This is a genomic window from Noviherbaspirillum soli (assembly GCF_015352955.1).
GTDB classification, from domain to species: Bacteria; Pseudomonadota; Gammaproteobacteria; order Burkholderiales; family Burkholderiaceae_D; genus Noviherbaspirillum_A; species Noviherbaspirillum_A soli.
The window spans coordinates 437,368-461,249 of record NZ_JACYOX010000001.1 but is presented as its reverse complement, the minus strand read 5'-3'; the positions used below and the strand labels follow the sequence as shown (position 1 = coordinate 461,249).

14 protein-coding genes are annotated in these 23,882 nt (G+C 62.7%); 6 read left to right on the top strand and 8 right to left on the bottom strand.

The annotated features are described in order from the left end of the window. Positions 1–395 precede the first annotated feature (395 nt). The 5 genes from IGW04_RS01995 (at position 396) to IGW04_RS01975 (ending at position 8,228) form a co-directional block, all read left to right on the top strand. Positions 396–2,258, top strand: a complete 1,863-nt coding sequence (locus IGW04_RS01995) for a hypothetical protein (RefSeq protein ID WP_194711325.1) — start codon at positions 396–398, stop codon at positions 2,256–2,258. Positions 2,259–2,529: 271 nt separating this feature from the next. Next, complete coding sequence (locus tag IGW04_RS01990) at positions 2,530–2,988, top strand: RidA family protein (protein ID WP_194711324.1); 459 nt, start codon at positions 2,530–2,532, stop codon at positions 2,986–2,988. 36 nt (positions 2,989–3,024) lie between these two features. Next, positions 3,025–4,218 (top strand): aminotransferase-like domain-containing protein, encoded by a 1,194-nt coding sequence (locus IGW04_RS01985; RefSeq protein WP_194711323.1) that lies wholly within the window; start codon positions 3,025–3,027, stop codon positions 4,216–4,218. Between the two features lie 277 nt (positions 4,219–4,495). Then, the gene (locus tag IGW04_RS01980; RefSeq protein WP_194711322.1) at positions 4,496–6,280 is read left to right on the top strand and encodes an ankyrin repeat domain-containing protein; all 1,785 of its coding nucleotides are present in this window, start codon (positions 4,496–4,498) and stop codon (positions 6,278–6,280) included. 775 nt (positions 6,281–7,055) lie between these two features. Further along, positions 7,056–8,228 carry a hypothetical protein gene (locus tag IGW04_RS01975; RefSeq protein ID WP_194711321.1) on the top strand — a complete coding sequence of 391 codons (1,173 nt, stop codon included), beginning with the start codon at positions 7,056–7,058 and terminating at the stop codon, positions 8,226–8,228. A gap of 74 nt (positions 8,229–8,302) precedes the next feature. Here the strand turns inward: IGW04_RS01975 and parC are convergent, their stop codons facing one another. From parC to IGW04_RS01935, 8 genes are all read right to left on the bottom strand, one after another. After that, positions 8,303–10,609: a DNA topoisomerase IV subunit A gene (gene parC / locus IGW04_RS01970; protein ID WP_194711320.1), complete on the bottom strand. Its 2,307-nt coding sequence runs from the start codon at positions 10,607–10,609 to the stop codon at positions 8,303–8,305. A 13-nt stretch (positions 10,610–10,622) separates the two neighbouring features. Further along, positions 10,623–11,390, bottom strand: coding sequence for a lytic transglycosylase domain-containing protein (locus IGW04_RS01965; RefSeq protein WP_194711319.1), 768 nt, complete (start codon positions 11,388–11,390; stop codon positions 10,623–10,625). Then, a complete protein-coding gene (locus IGW04_RS01960; protein WP_194711318.1) occupies positions 11,390–13,378 on the bottom strand; it encodes a DNA topoisomerase IV subunit B in 1,989 nt (662 codons plus the stop codon). The genes IGW04_RS01965 and IGW04_RS01960 overlap by 1 nt, the downstream gene beginning before the upstream one ends. A gap of 310 nt (positions 13,379–13,688) precedes the next feature. Next, the gene (locus tag IGW04_RS01955) at positions 13,689–15,950 is read right to left on the bottom strand and encodes a glutamate cyclase domain-containing protein (protein WP_194711317.1); all 2,262 of its coding nucleotides are present in this window, start codon (positions 15,948–15,950) and stop codon (positions 13,689–13,691) included. A 191-nt stretch (positions 15,951–16,141) separates the two neighbouring features. Beyond that, positions 16,142–18,457 (bottom strand): glutamate cyclase domain-containing protein, encoded by a 2,316-nt coding sequence (locus IGW04_RS01950; RefSeq protein ID WP_194711316.1) that lies wholly within the window; start codon positions 18,455–18,457, stop codon positions 16,142–16,144. A gap of 487 nt (positions 18,458–18,944) precedes the next feature. Further along, positions 18,945–20,114: a vWA domain-containing protein gene (locus IGW04_RS01945; RefSeq protein ID WP_194711315.1), complete on the bottom strand. Its 1,170-nt coding sequence runs from the start codon at positions 20,112–20,114 to the stop codon at positions 18,945–18,947. A gap of 6 nt (positions 20,115–20,120) precedes the next feature. Then, positions 20,121–20,705, bottom strand: coding sequence for a GNAT family N-acetyltransferase (locus IGW04_RS01940; RefSeq protein WP_194711314.1), 585 nt, complete (start codon positions 20,703–20,705; stop codon positions 20,121–20,123). 7 nt (positions 20,706–20,712) lie between these two features. Then, entirely contained in the window at positions 20,713–21,567 is an 855-nt protein-coding gene (locus IGW04_RS01935) for an AAA family ATPase (protein WP_194711313.1), read from the bottom strand. Positions 21,568–21,746: 179 nt separating this feature from the next. On the opposite strand from IGW04_RS01935, the gene IGW04_RS01930 reads away from it, so the two are divergent. Next, a complete protein-coding gene (locus IGW04_RS01930; protein ID WP_194711312.1) occupies positions 21,747–23,867 on the top strand; it encodes a preprotein translocase subunit TatB in 2,121 nt (706 codons plus the stop codon). Positions 23,868–23,882: the final 15 nt, after the last annotated feature.

Here is a 23,882-nt window from a genome sequence, read left to right as displayed (position 1 = left end):
TTCTCCCAACTGGGGATGCATGGACGGATTTCAATACCCAAGACGCATTGGTGTAACCGCAAGCGGCGGAAATGCGCATTCCTGATATTGGCGGGGAATAAAGTTGCCGCCTGCACGTGTGGAAAAATGCCAAGCCGCAGGAGGTTCAAGCAGAGAACTTCCAGACTAAAAGGAAATTGCCCATGCTATCTGCCGTACATTGCGTTCGCCACAATATCAAGTCCGCACGGCTTCAGACGCCGGCGCGCCTTCCCCGGTTTTCCTGTCCCGTGCGCACCCGCCTGCCGTTTGCGGCATGCGTGCCGAGGCGGTCAATCACACTGCACCGGGTTGACCCGCAGCAGAACAGGGCGTCGGGCGCGTTGGAAGCGAGTTTTTCGCCACTGGAAGCGCGTGTGCTGCAGCGACTAATCGTCAAGGGCTCGGGGCGGGCTGCGGAACAGGCCCAGCGCAACAGCGTCCTGCACGGATTTCCCGCAATCGTCGAAGAGCATCATTGGGAGCACGAATTCGAGACCATTCCCGACACCATGCCGCACGCTTACCTGCGGCACGCGGCGGCGAACTGTGAGCCGGAAAGCGTGCGCGCCAGCCGGAACGTGCATGGCATAACCCACGCCAATGCGCAGCGGCCTGCCGCCCCGGCCTTTGGCCCCCGGGCTGGCTCTTCTCCCGATCCGCTGCATGCTCAGTCGCATGATCTGGGCGAGCTGTCGCCGGTCCTGCTGGCCGCCGTGATGCGGGCCATCGCCGGCCAGGGCGAAAATCACTCGACCGGCGGCAGCAGCATGATCGTCGACAAGCCGCTGTGGACACGCGACGAAGTCCTGCGCTTTCTGGCCGACGGCACTGTCCCGCGCGGCGCGCCGGACAGTGTCGACTTCATGAAACCGCTGCTGGATGACATCGCTATCCTGCTGGGCGGCGAGAATCCCTACCTCAAGCCGTTTCGGGCGGCCTTGCAGCATGCGAATGACGCCCACACCCTGTTCGAGCTCGTGCAAGGCGCATTCTGGCCAGACCCGAAGGGAGAAATCAGTTTCCGTTACCAGCCGCCAGCATTGGCATTGGCAGCGGCCCCGGGCACCGGCCTGGCCAACACGCGTTTCTATCAGGATTTTCGCGCCGCCCTGGGACTGGACGACAAGGTGTTCTCCCGCCTTGCCGGCGAGCTGGAGGTGAAGGGACTGATCTTCCGGGATATCTTCGATTCGCGGGATGACCGGTCGTGGGGCCTGTCCTTCTTTGGACAGCTGGGACAACGATTGCGGGAATGCGTGCCGGGGCAGGGCGTGGCTGCGGTCATGTGGCATCAGGACACCTATGCCGGCATCACCCATATCTCGGTCCTGGCGGCCAGCCCACAGGGCGAGATCACGATCAACCACCAGGAATCGATTGTGATCGGCAAGGACAAGCCGGTTGACGGACTGATGCCGGCGGCTCTGGGGGTGCCATCCAACACCTATGACACCACCCAGCTCCATGAGGCCATGCTCAAGGGCACCGGGATGGGCATGCCGGAGGTGCTGCCGGTGCGCGCATCGTATGAACGCACTGGTCCGCCGAGTGCGATCTTTACCAGGCTGCGCGCTTTTGCCGCGCTGCAGGCATTCAACGACCGCCTCGCCGCCGAGGGACTGGGGCTGAAGGGCAAGCAATGGCTGTATGCCGCCGATCCCTGCCTGCACACGGGAGAAGTCAAGGCCAGCCTGGCGCGCGGGATGGCGGTTCGGGATGCGCATGTCGATGCCCTCCTGAAGGGGCGCTTCGCGCAGGAACCCAACATCCTGCCGCCGGGGATCGATGCCGCCGACGCTTACGGCCATTACGTCAACAACTGCCTGGAGTTGACCGTGCGCGCCCTGATGGCGGGCGACAGTGTCGACCTGCCGGCGGGGACGGCATTCGACACCACGCGCCGCATCAGCGAGGCAGGCCGCGTCCTGTTTGCGGCTGGCCTGATGCCGGACACGGATCCCCGGTTGTTCGACCGCATGGATGAAGTCGGCTACGTACGGGATGAGAACGGGACCGTGCGGCGCCATCCGGCCTCGTTCCTGGCCATCGGCGGCATCGGCGGCGAATCGACTGCCGCGCCTGGCACGCCCGGCGTGATCCCGCCGCACGTGCCACGCAATCCACCCAGGGACGCGGCCCGTTACGAGGCAGAGCGTGCCAAGGCCGAGGAGCGGTTTGCGAAGGCGCTGGCCAAGAACCGCGCCAGCTGGGATGGTCCCGTCGGCGGGAAGCCTTGATATCTTCGGGAACGCCGGATCGGCACTGTGCAGAGATGAGGCCGCCTCTGTCGTCCGCTGTTACGGCTGGTTCGACGAGGGCGGTGCCCGGAATGTGCTGGCGCGCGTAGATCAGGGGCGACACGGGTCTGCTTCGACAGGATAGAAAAAACTTGGCGCCAGTGTGCCGGTGAAGGGGCGAAGCGCTTGCATGTGCGATAACAGAACAGCGAGCCGGCTCTGCTTTCAGAGTAAAATTCCTTCCCTGAACCATTGCACATACGGAGCTTGCATGTCGTTTTACGAAAAACTCAAGGCCCTGAACATCGACTTGCCAGCCGTCGCCTCGCCGGCCGCTGCCTATGTCATGTACGCCCAGACTGGCAACACGGTATTTGTCTCCGGCCACATCGCCAAGAAGGACGGCAAGGTGTGGGTAGGCCAGCTGGGCAAGACCATGGGAACGGAAGAGGGCAAGCAGGCGGCACGCGCGGTGGCGATCGACCTGATGGCTACCCTGCAGGCTGCGTGCGGGGGCGACCTTGATCGTGTCAAGCGCATCGTCAAGGTCATGAGCCTGGTGAATTCCACTCCCGACTATACCGAGCAGCACCTGGTGACCAACGGCGCCTCGGAGCTTCTGGTCGAGGTCTTTGGCGACGCTGGTCGTCATGCCCGGTCAGCCTTCGGCGTGGCGCAGATTCCGCTAGGCGCCTGCGTAGAAATTGAACTGATCGCTGAACTGGCCTGACAGCATACCGAATCTCCCGCATTCCACTTTCCCAGCATGAAAATCGAAAATCCCAACCCCATCCAGTGGCAGTTCTCGCAACGCGCCGAGCAGCTGCAAAGCTCCGCCATCCGTGAAATCCTGAAGATCACGATGCGCCCGGAAATCATCTCCTTCGCCGGCGGCCTGCCGTCGCCGCTGACCTTCCCGGTCGAGCGCATGCGGGAAGCCTATGACGCCGTGCTGACGCGCGCCGGCAAGGTCGCGCTGCAGTACGGCCCGAGCGACGGCTATGCGCCACTGCGGGAATGGATCGCCGACTCGCTTTCCACCCCCGATTCGAAGATCGTGCCGGAACAGGTGCTGATGCTGTCGGGCTCGCAGCAGGGCCTGGACCTGCTGGGCAAGGTGCTGATCGACGAAGGCAGCAAGGTGCTTGTGGAAACGCCCAGCTACCTGGGGGCATTGCAGGCATTCTCGGTGTACCGGCCGCAGTTCGTGTCGGTGGCCACCGATGACGATGGCCTGGTGCCGGCCGACCTGGAAGCCGTCGGGCAGGGCGCGCGCCTGCTGTACTCGCTGCCCAATTTCCAGAACCCGACCGGCCGCAGCATGACGCTGGAGCGTCGCGCGGCGCTGGTGGAAACCTGTGCCCGCCTGGGCATACCGCTGATCGAGGACGACCCCTACGGCGCCCTGAGCTATAACGGCGAGCCGCTGCCCAAGCTGCTGAACATGAACCCCGGCGGCGTGGTCTACATGGGCTCGTTCTCGAAGGTGCTGACCCCCGGCATCCGCCTCGGTTACGCGGTGGCGCCGGTGCCGCTGGCCAGGAAGCTGGAGCAGGCCAAGCAGGCGACCGACCTGCATACCGCGCAGCTGACCCAGATGGTGGTGCATGAAGTGGTCAAGGACGGCTTCCTCTCAGAGCATATCCCGACCATACGCCAGCTCTACGCCGACCAGTGCCAGGCCATGCTGGACGCGCTGCAGGAATTCTTCCCGGCCAGCGCCACCTGGACCCGTCCGCAAGGCGGCATGTTCATCTGGGTCACGCTGCCGGCGCATATCAACAGCATGGAGCTGCTCGAGGCGGCGGTCGCGGAAAACGTCGCCTTCGTGCCGGGCGCGCCGTTCTATGCCAACACGCCGGCCTCGAACACGATGCGTCTGAGCTTCGTGACGGTGCCGCCGGAGCAGATTCGCATCGGGGTGCAGAAGCTGGCCAGGCTGATCGCGGCGCGCAGCTGACGAGCGTCCATGTCATTGAACGGCGGCCGGTGAAACGGCCGCCGTTTTTTTTCGCCTGCTGCGCGATACCTTTCCCTTGGCAAGCCTGGCCCGGACCTGCCGGGATCATTCCTCTGGATGCGTCGTTTTTAATCTATAAGCGAACAAATAAATAAATATCGGTTACGGAGGGCGGTCATCAGTTAAATGCTGCTGGCGACGTGTCCATCACGCCGCCCCTGGCAGGAAACTGGTCCCGCCGCGCAAGCGTTTTAAACACCGTATCAAGCACCGAGCAATGGCACTTCCAACATCTCTACGACATCACAACACCCACAGCGATCTCCTGCCCGTCATCTCCATCACCACGCCGCCCGATCGGGCGTCTTCCCGGGAAAAACACATAGTCGCCATCGTCGGCCCGCGCATGGAGCGTGTGGCCAGGTGCCTGGCCGTCCAGTGCCGCTCCCTGGGACTGTCCCTGCGCATGATCCACACCGACAGCGATGATTTCAACGCCGCGACAATGGACGAGGTCCACGCCAGCGGCGCGCTGGGCCCTGCCACCCAGCTCATCGTGATGGGCCATGGCATGAACCAGTCCGGCAAGCATCAGATCAAGACGATCTGCCGCGGACCGGGTGCGGAGGGGGAGGAGCAGACCCGGCAGGACGACACGCTGATCTTGCTCAAGTGGCTGCGTCTGGGCAAGCACACCGACCCGGCGACCGGGGAGCGCTTGCCGTGGAACGGCATGATCCATATGCTGAGCTGCGGCGCTGGAAGCCTGGGCGAACTGATCGCCGAATCGGATGATGCGCAGGAATATGGTCCCAATCTCATCTACGGCAATATGACCCGCCACGGCGTTTCGGAAACGGCCCAGGCCGTACGCAGCATCTGCGAATTCATTCATCTGCATCGGACCGAGGCCGTCTTTTCCCCCACCGCGCTGCTGGCCTGGGTGGGGCGGACGGCGGCAGTGCCCGTGACCCTGGCGGGAGGAGAAATCCGCTCGCCCATCGTGCTGGAGCCGGCACGATCCGTCGTGGAGGCAATGCCCGCCTTTCTGCCGGGACGGCTGCGGCAACTGGCGGTGGCGCGGTCGCATGACGCCGCCTTGGCGGTGGCTGACCAGGATGCCCTGCACCGCGCTGTCGAGGCAATGTCGCGGGAGGATGTCCGGCCGGATTCGCTGCTCCTTGAGGAAAATCTGTCCCGCATCATGCATGAGCAGGTGCGCAATGGCGGACTGGACACGATTGCCGAACTTTTCAGCGACGTGCCGCCGCTGGTTGACGTGACCAGCGCATTCGGAAAGCCGCTTGATGCTTCCGTCGATTCCGGCCGTCGCAAGCGCTATGAGAAGCTGGCGTCCAGGGCCCGCAAAAACTGCCGTCGCACGGAAAAGGCGGTACGGCTTCCAGCCGGGGAACCCGGCAGCGAAAGCGCAGGCATCGCAGGGCGTGCCCAGATGGCCGATTTCAATGGCGCCCCTGTCAGTGGCAGAAGCCGCCGCGCGACGGCGCCGTCGCCAGCCGTGCCCACGGGCACATGCCAGGACCCGCGGAGCCGCCTGCTTGCGGCTGCAGTGCGCCGCATCGTGCAGGAGCCTGGCCATGCGGCCGTGCTGCTGCAGCGCGCATGCGCCCAGGGCGACGCCAGGATGTTCGCCGCCCTTTACCAGACGGCAGGCCCGGCGCCGTTCGGCAACGCGGCGCTGATCCGCTCATGCAGCAATGAATCCATGCCGCCACTGCACCTGGCCTGCCTGATCGATGCACCGCAACTGGCGGCCACCCTGCTGGAGAACGGCGCTGATGTGAATCAGGCCGACCACCATGGCAATACTGCGCTGCATTACGCCGTGGAGGGCAAATCGCTGGCGCTGGTCAGGGTCCTGGCGGGTGCGAACGCCGATGCTGCGATCCGCTCACAACGCATCACGCCGGTCGAACTGGCCGCGAAAAACGGGTTCGATGCCGGCTTTGCCGAGTTGGCCACCAGCGGCTTCTGGCAGAAGCAGGCGCTGCGCGGCAAGCCGCTTTCCGCCAAGCGCGCGGTGCAGAGGCTCGATTCGTAAGGCAGGTTCTTGCGCTTCCCTTTTTCGCCGCATGGCGCCGTGCCATGCAGGCCGGGCTGATCGTATCGCGCCGCACGCGTGTGGCAGACGCCCGCTGCAGACCAGTCCAGCGGAGCGGCCTGCCCCGTCAGTGCCTGTCCGGATGCATTCGGGTGCTGACTGCACGGACCCGGGCAAGCGCCGATGCGCGGCATGGCGCAAACAGCCAACGCCTTCCAGCACATTTTTTAATCCATCATCAAGGTACGATTTCATGTTAGTCAGCAGCAGCATTTAATCCTTAAGGGCGCCGGGACCCGGCAGTCACAATGATTTGGGCAGCGCTTCCAGCGCCGCAGCCGGCACCCCATATGGGTGCTGAGAATCAATTCGAGCCTATGGACGTCGTGATTCTCTGGGGCCCGGGGCAGCGCATGGAAGACCTGGAAGCAATCACAGCCGCCGCAACGCACGCTGGATTGAAGTTCAGCGTCATTGAAACCACGAGCGACTATGCGCAGCAAAATAACGTGATTAACGTGATGAAAGACCTGTATCTCAGCGATGCATTGGGACCGCATACGCAGCTTCTGGCCTGCTTCGCAAGCACTGACGGTGAAACAGTGCAGGTCACCGAAGACGGGCGCGTGATACCCGCCCTGGAACTGATCCACTGGGCGCATACGCCGCCCTCGACGGATTCCGGCCCGCCGCGGCCTGCCTGGAAAGGTACGATTCATGCCATCTGGCAGCAAAGCGGAAGGGTGCGCGATCACTACGTCCCGGAGCGGCCGTTATGGCAAACCGGGCCCACCATCACCCATTCCTGGCGCAAGGGGGGGCGAATCACAATGCCGTCACCGCGATCACGGACTTGTGCGCCTACATCGGGGAGGTCAGGGGCAGCGCTGCTTGCCTGGAGCCGGCGTATATTGCCGCGCGCATGCTGGGCGTGACGGGCGACATGCTTGGCTGCGTCGGCGGCAGGTTCAGGCGCGCCGTAGTGGCAGGCGCACCCCGCACGTCGGCGCAGGCACGGCACGATCACCTGATCGCCAGCCTGGAACGCGGCAATGGCGATCAGGCGCGTATTGCGGGAGCACGCAAGGACTTGCACGCACTGGCTTGCGCCATGCGTCAGCCAGTCGTCCGCGGCGCGCAATCGCAGCGGCAAAAGATCAAGATCGAGAACGTCTTCGTCGCGCGCGCCGAGCGCTGCAACTTGCCGGCAATGGATGAACTTTTGGCGCAACATCCGTCGCTGCGCGGCATGAGGGAGCGCTCGGGCCGCAGCGGCGCGCAGATGTACCAGCGTGTCCTGAGCGCAGTCACGATCGTCAGGGAGATGGATATCCTGGAGGCCGGACAAGGCGGCGCGACAAACCTGCACTGCCTGCTCGAAAGCATTTCCAGCCTGTGCGCCCAGGGAGAGCGGTTCAGGCTCAATTTGGACAACGTGCTGCGCGGCCAGCCGCGCCTGCTGGCCGAAGGACTGCGATGGGCGGCCATGCATGACGAGGAGCCCTTGTTCCTCCATCTGATGCCGGCGGTCGATCCGGCCGCCAAGCTGGCGCTGCTGAAGCAGTGCCTCGCTCTGGCAATGTCAAGCAGTCCATGGCTGGCAATAGGAATACTGCAGATGCATGACCCGAACGCCTCGCCGGCGAAACTGATTTCGCGTGGCATGAAGGAAGGCGCTACAGAAGAGGTGGTGTTCGCATGGCTGTCGCAGCTTGACTGGATGGCGGATCATCATTGCGCCGCGGAGGTGCTCAAGGGCTTGCGCGACAATCAACTGTTTCCAGGCTTGCCAGTAATGCTTGCCAAGCGCTCCCCCATGGTGTTCGAAGCGCTGCTCGCCCTGATGCGCCAGGACGAGCAGCGCTATTCCTCGTACGTTCTGGACTTATTGATCCATGCGCAGGAAAACCGGGACGCCAGCCTGCTGGAAAAGCTCGCGCGAGGGTAAGAGCCTGCGTGGCGGAAGGAAGGACATCAAGGCGCGTCAAGCCTGCTGCGCGAGCCTGACGCATTGCCCGGGTTTTACTGCGCCGTCAGCCCGGCCGCCTTGATCTTCGACTCCAGCGCCTTTCCCTTGCGGGCCCGCTTGCCGATATGCGGCGCCAGCCCGCTGGCGGACAGCCCCAGTTCCTGCGCCTTGCCGCCGCGGCCGATGCCGGTCACGATCACGCCGCGCTGGCTGATGGGTTGTGCCGCCAGCAGCTTTTCCTTGGGCTCCAGTTCCATCAGGATCACGCCGCGGCCGCCGGTCAATGTCTTGACTTCATCCAGGCCAAACACCAGCAGGCGTCCCTTCTCGGACAGGCAGGCAAGCGCGCTGGCCTTGTCGGCAATAATTTTGGGCGCCAGCGGCTCGTCGCCCGCTTCCAGCGTCATGAAGGCCTTGCCGTTGCGGTTGCGGCTGACCAGGTCGCCGGCCTTGGCGGCAAAGCCGAAGCCGGCGGTGGACGCCAGCAGCAGCGGCGTGTCGGCCGGGCCGGCATAGTAATGCAGCAGCCGGCTGCCGCTGGCCACGTCGACCAGGGTCGTGACCGGCACGCCGTCGCCGCGGGCGCCGGGCAGCGCCGCCACCGGCACCGAGTAGGAGCGGCCGTTCGAGCCCAGCGCCACCAGGTGGTCCACCGTGCGGCACTCATAGGCGGCATACAGCGCGTCGCCGGCCTTGAAGGTGAACTGGGCGGCATCATGGCCATGGCCGCCGCGGGCGCGCACCCAGCCGCGCTGGGAGATGATCACCGTCACCGGCTCGTCGACCAGCTTCTGCTCGGCGGTGGCGCGTTCGGCTTCCTCGATCAGCGTGCGGCGGTTGTCGCCGAAGGCCTTGCCATCGGCTTCGATCTCGCGGATCACCAGGCGCTTCATCGACGACGGGTTTTCAAGAAGGTCCTGCAAGGTGGATTTTTCCTTGCGCAGCTCGGCCAGTTCCTGCTGGATCTTGATCGCCTCCAGGCGCGCCAGCTGGCGCAGCCGGATTTCAAGAATGTCGTCGGCCTGGCGCTCCGACAGCCGGAACGCATCCATCAGCGCCGGCTTGGGTTCGTCCGACTGGCGGATGATGCGGATGACTTCATCGATGTTGAGCAGCACCGCTTCCCGGCCTTCCAGGATATGGATGCGGTCGTCCACTTTCTGCAGCCGGAAATTGGTGCGGCGGGTGATGGTGGTGAAGCGAAACGCGATCCATTCGTTGAGGATCTGCATCAGCGACTTCTGCCGCGGCCGGCCGTCGCCGCCTATCATCACCAGGTTGATCGCGGCGCCCGATTCCAGCGAGGTGTGCGCCAAGAGGGTGTGCATGAACTCGGTTTGGTCCTGGTTCTTGCTCTTGGGCTCGAACACCAGGCGCACCGGCGCGTCGCGGCCGGACTCGTCGCGCACCGTATCCAGCAGCGACAGCACGGTCTGCTTCATCGCCAGCTGTTCCGGCAGCAGCGCCTTCTTGCCCAGCTTGACCTTGGGATTGGTCAGCTCCTCGATTTCCTCCAGCACCCGCTGCGCCGAGCAGCCCGGCGGCAGTTCGGTCACCACCGCCTGCCATTGGCCGCGGGCCAGGTCTTCGATCTTCCAGCGCGCCCGCACCTTCAGGCTGCCGCGGCCGCTGGCATAGATGTCGGCGATCTGTGTCGGCGAGGTGATGATCTGGCCGCCGCCCGGATAGTCCGGGCCCGGGATGATGGCCATCAGTTCCGCATGGCTCAGCTTGGGATTGCGGATCAGGGCCACCGCGGCCTGCGCGACTTCGCGCAGGTTGTGGGAAGGCACTTCGGTTGCCATGCCGACCGCGATGCCGGAGGCGCCGTTCAACAGCAGGAAGGGCAGGCGCGCCGGCAGCAGGCGCGGCTCCTCGGTCGAGCCGTCATAGTTGGGCTGGAAGTCCACCGTGCCCATGTTGATTTCATCGAGCAGCAGGCGCGAGATCGGCGTCAGGCGCGCCTCGGTGTAGCGCATCGCCGCCGCGCCGTCGCCGTCGCGCGAGCCGAAGTTGCCCTGGCCGTCGATCAGCGGGTAGCGCAACGAGAAGTCCTGCGCCATGCGCACCAGCGCATCGTAGACCGACTGGTCGCCGTGCGGATGCAGCTTGCCCAGCACATCGCCGACCACCGCGGCAGACTTGCGCGGCTTGGCCGCGGCCGACAGGCCCAGCTCGTGCATCGCATACAGGATGCGCCGCTGCACCGGTTTCTGGCCGTCGCAGACATCGGGCAGGGCGCGGCCCTTGACCACCGATACCGCGTAGTCGAGATAGGCGCGCTCGGCAAAGGTGGCCAGGGTCAGCGACTCGCCGTCATTGGCGGGCGCGGCTTCAAACAGATTGGCTTGTTCAGTCATGTCGTTGTCAGGCTTATTGATTGTTTGCCGGCCGGGTCGGCAGGTTGCCGCGGCCGGGCAGGGTCAGGGTGACCCGGTTGCCTGCGCCGGCCGGCTGGTCGGCCCTGGCGGGCGCTGCGGGCACCGGGTTGTAGAGCTGGTAGAACTGGGTCACCAGCTTCACGTAATTGCGGGTTTCCGGATACGGCGGAATTGTGTTGCGGTACTTCTGCACCGCGCCCTCGCCGGCGTTATAGGACGCCAGCACCAGCGCCAGCTGGTCTGGGAAGAGGCGCATCAGGTCGCGCAGGTAGCGCGCCGCCAGCCGGATATTGGTCTTCGGGTCGAACAGCTTGTCGGCAAGGCTCTTGCGCTGGTCGCCCTGCAGGCCATAGCGTTCCGCAGTGGCCGGCATGACCTGCATCAGGCCGATCGCGCCCCTGGGCGACACTGCATCGGGATTGAAGCCCGACTCCGCCGCCATCACCGCCTTCAACAGCGGCAGCTCCACCGCAAATTCATGCGCCGCCTGCGCGAGCAGCGGCTCGAAGCGCTTCAGGTTGGGATGCTGCGACAGGTAGCGCTGCAATCCATCGGCCGGCGCGGCCTGCGGCGCCGGCGCCGTCAGCTCGCGCGAATCGAACGCGCCGTCGCCGCGCATGAACAGCTGGTACCGCTCATCAAGCTTGTCCGTGGCGAAATGGGCATTGCCGTCGGCATCGATATAGCCATAAATGTCGGCCCGCGCGAGCTGTGTCGCGCAGGCCAGCGCCATTCCGCAGAGCAGCGCGACCCATCGCATCAGATGTCGGCCTCGGCTTCGTTGCCATGCTCTTCCAACCAGAGCCGGCGGGCCGACGCCTCGCCTTTGCCCATGAGCATGTTGAAGCGCGCTTCCGAAGCCTCCAGATCGAAGTCGCCCAGCGCCACCGGCAGCAGGCGCCGGGTGTCCGGGTTCATCGTTGTTTCCCACAGCTGCTCGGCATTCATCTCGCCCAGGCCCTTGAAGCGGGAAATCGCCCAGCCGCCATCCTTGATGCCGTCCTTGCGCAGCTTGTCCTCGATCGCCGTCAGTTCGCCGTCGTCCAGCGCATACAGCTTCTGCACCGGCTTCTTGCCGCGCGCCGGCGCATCCACCCGGTACAGCGGCGGCCGCGCAACGCAGATATGGCCGCGGTCGATCAGCTTGGGGAAATGGCGGAAGAACAGCGTCAGCAGCAGCACCTGGATGTGGGCGCCGTCGACGTCGGCGTCGGACAGGATGCAGATGCGGCCATAGCGCAGCCCGGACAGGTCGGGGTTGTCATGCTTGCCGTGCGGGTCGACGCCGATCGCCACCGCGATGTCATGGATCTCGTTGTTGGCGAACAGCCTGTCGCGCTCGGTCTCCCAGGCGTTCAGCACCTTGCCGCGCAGCGGCAGGATGGCCTGGAATTCCTTGTCGCGGCCCATCTTGGCCGAGCCGCCGGCCGAGTCGCCCTCGACCAGGAACAGCTCGTTGCGGGACACGTCGCTCGACTCGCAATCGGTCAGCTTGCCCGGCAACACCGCCACGCCGGAGGACTTCTTCTTTTCCACCTTCTGCGCCGAGCGCAGCCGGGTCTGGGCCTGGCGGATCACCAGCTCGGCCAGCTTCCTGCCATAGTCCACATGCTGGTTCAGCCACAGTTCCAGCGGCGGCCGGCAAAAGCCCGCCACCAGGCGCACCGCGTCGCGCGAGTTCAGGCGCTCCTTGATCTGGCCCTGGAACTGCGGGTCCAGCACCTTGGCCGACAGCACGAAGGAGGTGCGGGCGAACACGTCCTCCGGCAGCAGCTTCACGCCCTTGGGCAGCAGCGCATGCATCTCGACGAAATTCTTCACCGCGCCAAAGAGGCCTTCGCGCAGGCCGGACTCATGGGTGCCGCCGGCCGGGGTCGGAATCAGGTTCACATAGGACTCGCGCATCACGTTGCCGTCCTCGGTCCAGGCCACCACCCAGGCCGCGCCTTCGCCCTCGGCAAAGCCCTCGGCATCGCGGCCGGCGTATTGCTCGCCCTCGAACAGCGGAATCACCAGGTCCGCATTCGAGCCCTGCGCCAGCGATTCGGTCAGGTAGCCGCGCAGGCCCTGGTCGTATTGCCAGGTCTGGCTCTCGCCGGTGCGCTCGTGGACCAGCGTGACTTTCACGCCAGGCAGCAGCACCGCCTTGGAGCGCAGCAGGCGCTGCAGTTCGGCCTGCGGAATCGCGGAGGAATCGAAGTACTGCGGATTGGGCCAGGCGGTGACGCGGGTGCCGGATTTCTTGTCTTCGCGGGTGGGTGACCGGGAGGTCAGCGGCTCGACCAGGTCGCCGTCGGCGAAGGCGAGCTGATGCACCTTGCCCTCGCGCCAGACCGTGATCTCCAGGCGCGACGACAGCGCATTCGTGACCGACACGCCAACGCCATGCAGACCGCCGGAGAATGCATACGCGCCACCGCTGCCCTTGTCGAACTTGCCGCCGGCATGGAGCCGGGTGAACACGATTTCGACCGTCGGCACTTTTTCCTCGGGATGCAGGCCGACCGGAATGCCGCGACCGTCATCATCGACGCTGATGCCGCCGTCGGCACGCAATGTCACCACGATGTTGCGGCAATGCCCGCCGAGCGCTTCGTCGGAGGCGTTGTCGATGACTTCCTGGATGATATGCAGCGGATTCTCGGTGCGGGTGTACATGCCGGGCCGTTGCTTGACCGGCTCCAGGCCTTTGAGAACGCGGATCGATGATTCGCTGTAGTCGGAAATTTGGTTCTTTTTGGTTGCCATTCGGTGGGAAGCAGTGAAAGACAGGGAAGCGCCGGGGCCGGCGAATTCAACTTGCCGGTGCAAAATGCCTGCATTCTAATGAAATACAAGGCTTGGGGCGAACTTCGAATTAGCGGGAGCCTTGCTCAATAACGAAATTATAGCAAGAAGACTGTTGTTTTATACAGTAAAACTTGGGTATTGTGTGTGTCGATAGCAGGCGGGAAACCAGCAAATAGGTTTGCAGAGACAAGCTTAGTTGAAGAATTTGAACAATGTAGGGTAATCCAGACGGCAACCCATGCGCCGGGTTGCCGTCTGCTTCGGTTTGTTAATTAAGGGGAGTGGCACTTCCTTGGCCAAGCGGCACTTGGGGAAATGCAACTTGAAATACCAGCGGCGGGTTTGTATTGTCGAAATACCTCGTCACCGATTTACTAACATCACCACGCCATCCAGTTGTCAATACCTCAAGATCGTGCAACGCGGCATAATCCTTGCCCTTTAATGCTTTTGTCCTATCCAGGTGGGCGATCGTTGCATCCGCTTGATAGGACAGGGTATTGAAGATATGTATGCTGTCTCGGGGCATGTTATTGGCTTCGAGACGTTCATTTAGAAAGTGCCTGATGAATGGTTCCAACACAGGAAAGTGCGTGCAGCATAACCAGATTGAAGTGGCGTTCAGAGGAATCTGGTAGGCATAGGTTTTCATCGCAAAGAGAAAAGCGTTATGTTCAGGGTGGCTGGGATCATGGGCGCCGATGTTGACAAACGTTGCCCAGTCGTCTGGAGGACTAATGTTCCGGTTGCCACACCCAATTACTGTGATTGGAGGCGCTACCCTACCTGTTTTTTCGGCCAAGGCCTCGACCGCCCGGGGATAGGCGTGGGATTCCGCCGTGGCCTGGGTGGCAAGCAGGACGGGGTGAGGGCCGCCTTCATCGAGGATTGCGGCTGCAACGGTTTCGATCAGGTCGATGATCTCGACCTTGTAATGCATGCCCATCTCGGCAAGCCATTTTTCAACGACGACCTTGACGCGACCCAGTCCTACGGTGCAAGCGGTGTTGCACACCATGACGATTGCGTCTCCCTGGAGAGAGGCACAGAAGGCAAGCCCGTTGACGACTATGGTGAAAAGATCGTCGGACAAGTATCTGCCATAAGGGGACCTGGCGTGATCAGCCACGGCGTTAACCTTGACGTGGAAATTGGAGCGCGCCCTCATATAGCCGATAAAATCTTCTGTTCCGATCAGAACGCCGTCGCTCGAATCAAACATGGTCACATGGCGGATGTCAGGTCCGTAAAACTTGATTTTTTCGACCGAGGCAGGCCACATCACATGGCTGGCGTCAATTACTTCATGGAGCGATTTGAGGAACCGAAGTGTAGGGTGGTCTTCAGTGACCCTGTCAGGCACGCCTGGCTGCCAGGGAGGGCGGGGCTTGCTCATCTTGCGTAATACAGGCGCTTGCAGCGCTTTTTCTTCGGTCTTCTCGGCAGCCATGGAAAGCAGTGTCTGGACTTGCGCGGTGCTGCACACTTCCATGTCGGTACACGCCGCGCTGACCAGTCCCATGAGCGACAGCGTTCCGGCAACGACATCCGGTAGCACCAGCGAGTGGCTCGCTGACACTATGGAGCAAGTCTCATCGTCTTTCTGACTGATATCGGCCACTGCTTCATCCGCCGGATAGCCGCCGCTGTTGATCCCGCTACAGATCGCGATAGCTTCCGCTCCCTGCGCATTCTGCAGATTCAAAGCCTGATCAAATGCGACATTTGACAGCGCGATCGAACGTCCCATCTCGTCGAGATAATCACCATCCTTATTGCGTCCGGGTATATCGATGTACAAGGTAACGTCTGGCTTGCGGCTGGCGATCTGCCTGGACAGGGTGGAAAGCAGGGTGCCGTTGACCTGATTAATAGGAAGGTAGGTGATGAATTTCGCGCATTTTTTGTCGAGCTCGGTCAGTAGCAGTTGTATTAGTCGCTTGTTCGGTTCATCGCTCACGATGATCGCGACCTTGTGGCATTTGTAAAGAGCATAGGCGGCGATGGCTGCGCTGACAGGACTTTCAACCGTCAGTTTTCCTTCAGCCGTGTTCCGGCCGCAAAAAATCATCACCTTGTCCGCATTTGCTATCCGATGAAAAATCGGCAAGAAATTGGCTTCCAGTGATGCTTTGCACGCCGGCTGTAAATGCGCTTTCTTGTCAAGGAAAAAGCGTGAGTCAAGAAGCTGCGTTCTTACCTTTTCTATTAAACCCTTCGCGGATTTTTTGTATGTTTCAAGAAGCTTTTCGTCAGTAGCTTTCGGCGGCGGATATGTTTTACCCTCCTCCAGAATTGCGATTCGTATTTTGTCGTCAAGGTTGACCGTGGGCGTCGCGGAAAAGATGAGTGGGCTTGAATGAAACTGACGCCTTGGCGAAGGAGACGCCAGTTCACGCCGGTCAGTGAACGCGGATGGCTTACTGTGTGGCCGCGCCAGGAATCTGGCGGCACTCGGCATCACTGCCGGGGATAGGCTCCGGCGAGCCGGCATGGCATGGGTGCCTCTTGCGACAATGGTCCTTAACATATTTATTCCTCCGATTTAGCGTTGTGCTGCATTCATGTCATGGGCGCGCGCCACCCGTTGCATGAGGCACCGGCGGACAAGCGGATTCGCCTCGCTGAAAATGCGTCGGGCATCCGCTGCATGGATAGGCGCTGCTGCGCTCGCTAATTGCGTCTGTTGCGGGGCCGTGATGAATAAATCCACAGGGGGCATCAGCTTGCCCCTCGATCACCCTTCGGCGCCGGCTGTGCTCTGGGCGAGGGAGCAGGCAGGATGGTCACGTTCGGAAAGTTGACTGTGAACAGGGGCACACCCTCCTTCCCGATGTGGACGGAAGTGGAAGCAGCCACCTCTTCCCGGATCCCGGTGGTCAATACGCGAAAATCCTGAATGGCCCGGTAGTCCTTGCTTTCGACGGGTTCCTGTTCCTTGAGGAAACGGATGGTTGCTTCAGCCTGTGCAACTAGCGGGTCCATGATAGGAATGCTGTCCTCCGGCAGCCCGGCATTCTTGAGGCGCCTGTTGAGATGCTTTCTGAAAAGTTCAAGCAGTGCCGGGAAGTGAGTGCAGCAAAGCCAGATCGATGTGGAATCCAGCGGGATGAGGTCGACATAGCGTTCCACTTCGCGTTCCAACTCGGTATAAGCAATGCTTGTCTTGTCTTTCAAATGCGCCAGCTTGTTCACCAGGTGAGCCAGATCCTTGTTGGGGCGGGCATTCCTGTTGCCGCAGCCGATGACAGTAATTTCCGGCAAGTCCGTTCCGGCACGTTCCGCCGCCTCATTGATCACCCGGGGATAGGCGCCACTCTCGCTGGTGGCTTCGGTGGCGAGCAGCGTTGGCTTTGATCCTCCGAATTCAATCACCGCGGCGGCGACGGTTTTGAGCAGATCAATGATGTGAACCTGGTAGCCGCGGATGCCGTGGCCTTCCAGCCATTTCGTCACCGCCTCCTTCACGCTATCGAGATCGACCGTGCAAGCAGTGTTGCAGACCATGACGATGACGTCGGCCTTGAGTTTCGCAGAGAAGGCAACGCCGTCCACCACGATTTCAAAAAGGCGTTCATGACTATGCGTCCCGTAGGAGGCCTTGGCATGGTCAGCTACGGCATCGACCTTGAGGACGAAATTGGAACGCGCCCTGATGTATCGAATAAAGTCATTGGCGGCGATCAGGACGCCATCGCTGGAATCGTAAAGAACGGCATGACGGACTTTGGGCCCCTCCAGCTTTGCCTTCTCTATCGATTCCGTCCATGTGATTCGCCGGCCCCCAGTCAGTTTATGAAAGGCGGAGAGTTGTTGAACCGTCGAGTGCTCGGTTGTGATGGGCACATGGGCTTTCGGCGTCCATGTGCTTTGCTGAAGGGTGCCGGAGCGCGGTACTGGCGCTTTGAGCTCACCGTTTTCGGTTAGCCCGGCTGCCGTGTCGAGGGCGGTGGCAAGCCAGTCGGGCTGGTAGGCTTGCGCATCTAGGCAAGCGCTGCAGAGCAACTCCATTAGCCCCAGGGTGCCTTGCACCACGTCGTGTACGACCAAGGCGTGTGTGGCGCGAATTACCGCTGCGGCATCTCCCGGTTCGTCAAGCGAACCCAATGCGGGGAATCCCGCATTGCCAATGCTGTCGCAGATGGCAATCGAGGAAATCTTCATCAGGTTCTGCATGTTGAGGGCCTGGTCGAGCGCGACATTGAGCAGACTAATGCTGCTGCCGTCTGCATCCAGGTAATCACCGGCACCATTGCGCCCCGGTATATCAATGTAAATCGAGAGGTCGGGCGCATGTCGGTTGAATTCCTTGTGCAGTCTCCTCACCAACTGACCATTGACTTCCGTAATGGGTATGTATCGCACATATGGGCCGAATTCCGGATGCCTGGCGGTCAGAAGCGTTTCGATCAGCTTCCTGTTAGGCGCATCGCAAACGATGATAGGGGTCTTGTAGCAAAGGTGGAGTGCATAAGCCGCGATCGCAGCACTCACAGCACTACCCACCGTCAGCTTGCCTTCCGTGGTGTTCCTGCCGCAGAAAATCATCACCTTGTCGGCGCCTGCCAGGGCATCGACGCTGGCGAGCAAGTGCTCGGAGAGAGATTTGTCGGATACCGTGCGCAGTGTGTCGGACGCTTTCTCTTTCACTGCCATGTGCTTCGAAAACGCTTGCACCAGATGAAGCGCCGGCTTCTTGTGCAGATACTTTTCCTTCAATGCGTTTCTGTCGAAATCCGGCGGCGGAAAGATTTCTTTTTTGTCCTCGATTCGCTTCAATTCCTGGTAGTCCAGCCTGATGGTTCCTTGCGCATTCTTGTTGCCGCTTGAATCCGCAACTGCCGTTGACGAGGCGAAAGTGCTGCGCCAGTACGTACGATGCGGCACAGAAGCTCGCAATTCATGCCAGTCGGAAAAGGCGGATGGCGCGCCGCGCGCCCTGACAGAGAAACGGCCGTTGCGGAGCTTGGCTGACAGGCACTTTCCGTGGTAAATCAGCTTTGGCTGCGCGGCTCTGGCAGCAATGGTCTTCAACATAATGGCTCCCGGAAGTAATTGTTTTCTGCGTTCATGATTTGCCTCCATGCCGCAAGCGCTCGTGTTGCATCAGGAGCGCCTGAGCACTGTCGAGCCTGCCATGCTTACCTTGGCGGGGAGGCGTTGCGCGCCTGTGATGCCGCGTCTGGCTTAATGCTTCAGCCACCGCTTCCTCTTGCAGCGCAAGACGTCCCGGCCTGCGCCAGGCTGCCCCTGGACAAGGGGCGGGCCTGGCGCAGCGGTCGCTCAGCGGCGCTGCTATCGATTAACGGTATGCTGACCGCGGCATGGAAATGTCACAGCTTATTACGCATCATCAAGAGTCGATTGCTTCACTTTCGATACGTCAAGCATGGCGACATGGACACGGTAGTGCCGGAATAAAGAAGATAGTTCAGTTTGGAAGCGCGCGCGGAACGATGACTGCGTGCGTTGAAAGAGAGGGGGCGCTCCCGGCCGCCGTGGCGGCGCGGGAACGGTTGTTGCCTTACTTGCTCAGCAGCCGCATGCCGCGTTCGAGCCCATCGATGGTCAGCGGGAACATGCGGTTATTCATGATTTGCCTGATCACGGCGATCGATTGCCGGTACTGCCACAGGCCTTCCGGCTCCGGGTTGAGCCAGATGAACTTCGGGAACATGTGGGTGAAGCGCTGCAGCCACTCCGCGCCGGCTTCCTCGTTGTTGTACTCCACCGAGCCGCCCGGCTGCAGGATCTCGTACGGGCTCATGGTGGCGTCGCCGACGAAGATCAGCTTGGTGTCCGGCGTGTACTTGCGCAGTACGTCCCAGGTCGGGAAACGTTCCGCATGGCGGCGCCGGTTGTTCTTCCACAGGTAGTCGTAGACGCAGTTGTGGAAGTAGTAGAACTCCATGTTCTTGAACTCGGTCTTGGAAGCCGAGAACAGTTCCTCGGTGCGGGTGATGTGATCGTCCATCGTGCCGCCAACGTCCAGCAGCATCAGCACCTTGATGTTGTTCTTGCGCTCGGGCTGCATCTTGATGTCGAGGTAGCCGGCATTGTTGGCGGTGGCGCGTATCGTGTCGTCCAGCGCCAGCTCTTCCTCCGCGCCTTCGCGCGCGAACTTGCGCAGGCGGCGCAATGCGACCTTGATGTTGCGGGTGCCGAGCTCGCGTTCGCTGTCGTAGTCGCGGAAGGCGCGCGACTCCCACACCTTGACCGCGCTGCGCTTGCCGCCTTCGCCGCCGATGCGTATGCCTTCCGGGTTCTCGCCGCCGTTGCCGAAGGGCGAGGTGCCGCCGGTGCCTATCCACTTGTTGCCGCCTTCATGGCGTTCCTTCTGCTCGGCCAGCAATTCCTTGAGCCGGTCCATCAGCTTGTCATAGCCGAACTTCTCGATCGCCGCGCGCTGCTCGGGCGTGAGCTCGCGCTCGATGCGCTTCATCAGCCAGTCCAGGGGGATTTCCGGATGCTTTTCAAACAGGGTGTCGACGCCCTTGAAGTACATGCCGAAGGCCTTGTCGAACTTGTCGTAATGGGCCTCGTCCTTGACCAGCGTCATGCGCGAGAGGTAATAGAACTCATCCAGCGATGGCGCAATGACCTGCTTCTGCATGGCTTCCATCAGGATCAGGTATTCCTTGATCGAGACGGGAATCTTGGCGTCTTTGAGGGTAAAGAAAAAATCGATCAGCATGATGTCCTACCGTTCGAGTTTGTATTGCAAATGGCGCTTCACGGTCGGCCATTCAGCGTCAATGATGGAAAACACCACGGTATCGCGCAGGCTGCCATCGGCCATGCGCTGATGCTGCCGCAGCACGCCGTCCTGCTTCGCGCCCAGCCGTGCAATCGCCTCGCGCGACTGGTGGTTCATCCAGTGGGTGCGGAATTCCACCGCGATGCATTGCAGCGTTTCGAAGGCATGGCCCAGCAACAGCAGCTTGGCTTCGGTGTTGATGCCGGTGCGCTGAGCCCGTTGCGCATGCCAGGTATGGCCGATCTCGAGCCGCCTGTTGAGGAGGTCGACATTGAAATAGCGGCTGCTGCCGACGATGCTGTCATCGCGCATGTCGCGGATGACGAAGGGCAGCGCATGCTGGCTGCGCATGGCGAGCGCGGCCTCGATCCATGCGCGCATGGCCTGCGGCGCCGGCACCGAGGTGTACCAGAGCTTCCAGAGTTCGCCATCGGACGCCGCTTCCACCAGCGCGTCATGGTGCATCATGGCCAGCGGCTCCAGCCGCGCATGGCGGCCCGACAGCGTCACCGGCTCGATGAAAACCATGCCTGCCTCAGCGGTTATTGCGCGACATGAAGACCAGGCGCTCGAACAGGTGCACGTCCTGCTCGTTCTTCAGCAGCGCGCCATGCAGCGGCGGCACGGCGCTCTTCGGGTCCTTGGCGCGCAATGCTTCCGGCGGAATGTCCTCGGCCAGCAGCAGCTTGAGCCAGTCCAGCAGTTCGGAGGTGGATGGCTTCTTCTTCAGGCCGGCGACGTCGCGCACTTCGTAGAAGGTCTCCAGCGCCTTGGCCAGCAGTTCCTTCTTCAGGTCCGGGAAGTGCACCTCGACGATCTCGGCCATCGTGTCCTTGTCCGGGAACTTGATGTAGTGGAAGAAGCAGCGGCGCAGGAAGGCGTCCGGCAGTTCCTTCTCGTTGTTGGAAGTGATGATCACCAGCGGCCTGTGCTTGGCCTGCACCATCTCGCGGGTTTCATAGACATAAAATTCCATGCGGTCGAGTTCGCGCAGCAGGTCGTTGGGGAACTCGATGTCGGCCTTGTCGATCTCGTCGATCAGCAGCACCACGCGCTCGTTGGCGGTGAAGGCCTGCCACAGGACGCCCTTGACGATGTAGTTATGGATGTCCTTGACGCGTTCGTCGCCAAGCTGCGAATCGCGCAGACGGGACACGGCATCGTATTCATACAGACCCTGCTGCGCCTTGGTGGTGGACTTGATATGCCATTGCATCAGCGGCATGTCCAGCGCAGCGGCCACTTCCTCGGCCAGCATGGTCTTGCCGGTGCCGGGCTCGCCCTTGATCAGCAGCGGACGCTGCAGCGTCATGGCCGCATTGACCGCAAGTTTCAGGTCGTCGGTGGCTACATAGTTCTGGGAACCTTTGAACCGTGTGTCTGGTCGCATGATGTCTCGTCGTCATGAAAAAAAGATAGGGACGAGTATAAGCGAGAAACAGTTGGCAGGTATCCGGCAACCGAACGCGTTAATAGAGCGCATTAGTTGAACGCGTTGCTTTGATGTTGCTGGCATGGCCCGAAACGAATGCCATGCCTTCCTGCCGGCATGAAATGCCAGGGAGTTTGATGAAAATGTTTGTATTGCGGGCCTGGGCTGTATGGCGCAGGCTGCGCCGCGGCACGTCCTCGCGTCACCGCACTGTGCGGCGCGCGGTGCAGGTGGAACAGCTGATGCGGCGTGCCAACCCGTTCGCCGGCTGGAGCGAGCGCGCCAACTGGATGATCGACGTGGCCGAGTGGCTTCGGCATGACAGCCGCCGCCTGCTGCGCGACGGCGATGGCCGCCAGGGCCGGCTGGTGTTCCTGCTGGACTGGCTGGACAGCCATCGCGACGTGCGCCGGCTGGCGCAGACGGCGATCCAGAAGACCCTGCGCGAGGCGATCGGTCCCGAGCTGTTTGCCGAGACCGGCATGCAGCGCGAGCCGGCCGTGCTGGCCGAGCTTGCGTCGCGCACGATGCAGATGCTGCTGCCGCGGCCGCCGGCGCGGCATGACATGGGCGCGCTGCTGTGCGCGATGTTTCCCCGCCCGTCCGATGCGCTGTTGCTGCGCGAACTGGACGCGGCGACGGCTTCCCGCCTGTGGCGCCTGATTGCCGACGACGCGATATCCCACGGCTACCTGCAGCAGATCGACGAGGCCATGCAGCACCTGGCCACTGCCGTCATCGCAGCCGGCACCGGCGCGGAATTCAGGCGCCGCCTGCCGCCGCGCATGCCGGTCCAGGCAACGCCTTTCATGGCGCTGCGGCGCGAACTCGAACGTTACCTGCATGCGCCTGGACAGGATGAAGCCGCGCTGCGCAGCGTGCGCATGCTGATCGCGGTGTGCCGGGCGCAGACCGACAGCATCTATGCCGAGCTCGATGAACACGGCGTATCAGTTGCGCTGGTGTCCCAGGTCGAGCGCATGCGCTCGCAGCTCGATCGCATGGCCAGCCTGATTGCGCTGCGCGGCGCCGTGCAGGGCGGGCAGGGCGGCGCCGCGCTGCAGGCCATGCTGGCCGACCTGCTATCCGCGCAGCATGGCCAGAGGCCGTCCGTGACCGGCCTGGCGAGCCGCAGCCTGTCGCTGGTGGGCCGCAAGATCGTCGAGCGGCAAGGCAGGCATGGCGAGCGCCACATGGTCGAGAATGCCGGCCAGTACCGTGCGGCCTGGCGCTCGGGGGCCGTGGGTGGCGCGCTGCTGGCCTTGCTGGTGCTGTTGCAGCAGGGCGTGCCGGGGGCGCTGACGGGCTTTGACGGTTTCTTTGGCGGGATGTCGGTTGCGATTCCGCTTGGCATCTGGCTGCTCGCCATCTCGGCGTGCGGCGGCCAGTTCGGGGCGCGCCAGCCGGCCGTCACGACGCCAGCGCTCGGGGCCAGGATGGGCGCGCTGGATACGGTCGAAGGCTTGCGCGGACTGATGACGCAGGTGGCGCGCCTGCTGCGCGCGCAGGCCGCCGGCGTGCTTGGCAATCTCGCCGCCGTGGTGCCGGTCATGCTGCTGCTTGCTGTTGGCGTCGCTTACTTGAGCGGCACGCCGCTGATGTCCACGGCGCGGGCCGGCTTCCTGATCGAGCGGCTTGGCCTGGTCGGCCCGGCGCCGCTGTATGCGGCTGGCACTGGCGTGCTGCTGTGGCTGGCCGGCCTGGCTTCCGGGTTTGCCGACAACTGGTTTGCGCTGCACCGGCTGCGCGATGCGCTGGCGCACCAGCGCCGCCTCGTCTACGCGCTTGGCCCGGGCAGGGCGCAACGCCTTGCAGGCTGGCTGGAACGGCACGTGGCCGATATCGCGGGCAGCATCGCACTGGCGGCGCTGCTCGGGTTGGCTCCGCCTTTCGCAACCTTCTTCGGCCTGCCATTCCAGGTGCGGCATGTCACCCTGGATGCGGCGGCGCTTGCAGCAGCCGCGGCCAGCCTGGGCTGGCCTGCATTGACGGACCCTGCGTTCTGGCTGGCGGCAGCCGGGGTCGTGGTATCGGGACTGATGAACGTGGCGGTCGCATTCGCCTGCGCATTCAGCCTGGCATTGCATGCGCGAGCGGTGCCTGCGGCGAGCAGACGCCGGGTGTCAGGCGCCGTGCTGCGGCGCTTGCTGGCATCGCCCGGATCATACCTCCTGCCGGACCGGCATCAGGCCGATGCGCCCAAGCGGGCGGTGCCGGCGCAGCGCGATGAAAGAGAGCGCAAGGCCGGGCGGCGCTGAGGGGCGGCGCCGCTT

Excerpts from the sequence above, each read along its gene's own strand:
- IGW04_RS01990 (WP_194711324.1), top strand. The coding sequence starts at position 2,530 with ATGTCGTTTTACGAAAAACTCAAGGCCCTGAACATCGACTTGCCAGCC.
- IGW04_RS01985 (WP_194711323.1), top strand. The coding sequence starts at position 3,025 with ATGAAAATCGAAAATCCCAACCCCATCCAGTGGCAGTTCTCGCAACGC.
- IGW04_RS01980 (WP_194711322.1), top strand. The coding sequence starts at position 4,496 with ATGGCACTTCCAACATCTCTACGACATCACAACACCCACAGCGATCTC.
- IGW04_RS01975 (WP_194711321.1), top strand. The coding sequence starts at position 7,056 with ATGGCAAACCGGGCCCACCATCACCCATTCCTGGCGCAAGGGGGGGCG.
- parC (WP_194711320.1), bottom strand. The coding sequence starts at position 10,609 with ATGACTGAACAAGCCAATCTGTTTGAAGCCGCGCCCGCCAATGACGGC.
- IGW04_RS01965 (WP_194711319.1), bottom strand. The coding sequence starts at position 11,390 with ATGCGATGGGTCGCGCTGCTCTGCGGAATGGCGCTGGCCTGCGCGACA.
- IGW04_RS01960 (WP_194711318.1), bottom strand. The coding sequence starts at position 13,378 with ATGGCAACCAAAAAGAACCAAATTTCCGACTACAGCGAATCATCGATC.
- IGW04_RS01955 (WP_194711317.1), bottom strand. The coding sequence starts at position 15,950 with ATGTTAAGGACCATTGTCGCAAGAGGCACCCATGCCATGCCGGCTCGC.
- IGW04_RS01950 (WP_194711316.1), bottom strand. The coding sequence starts at position 18,457 with ATGTTGAAGACCATTGCTGCCAGAGCCGCGCAGCCAAAGCTGATTTAC.
- IGW04_RS01945 (WP_194711315.1), bottom strand. The coding sequence starts at position 20,114 with ATGCTGATCGATTTTTTCTTTACCCTCAAAGACGCCAAGATTCCCGTC.
- IGW04_RS01940 (WP_194711314.1), bottom strand. The coding sequence starts at position 20,705 with ATGGTTTTCATCGAGCCGGTGACGCTGTCGGGCCGCCATGCGCGGCTG.
- IGW04_RS01935 (WP_194711313.1), bottom strand. The coding sequence starts at position 21,567 with ATGCGACCAGACACACGGTTCAAAGGTTCCCAGAACTATGTAGCCACC.
- IGW04_RS01930 (WP_194711312.1), top strand. The coding sequence starts at position 21,747 with ATGAAAATGTTTGTATTGCGGGCCTGGGCTGTATGGCGCAGGCTGCGC.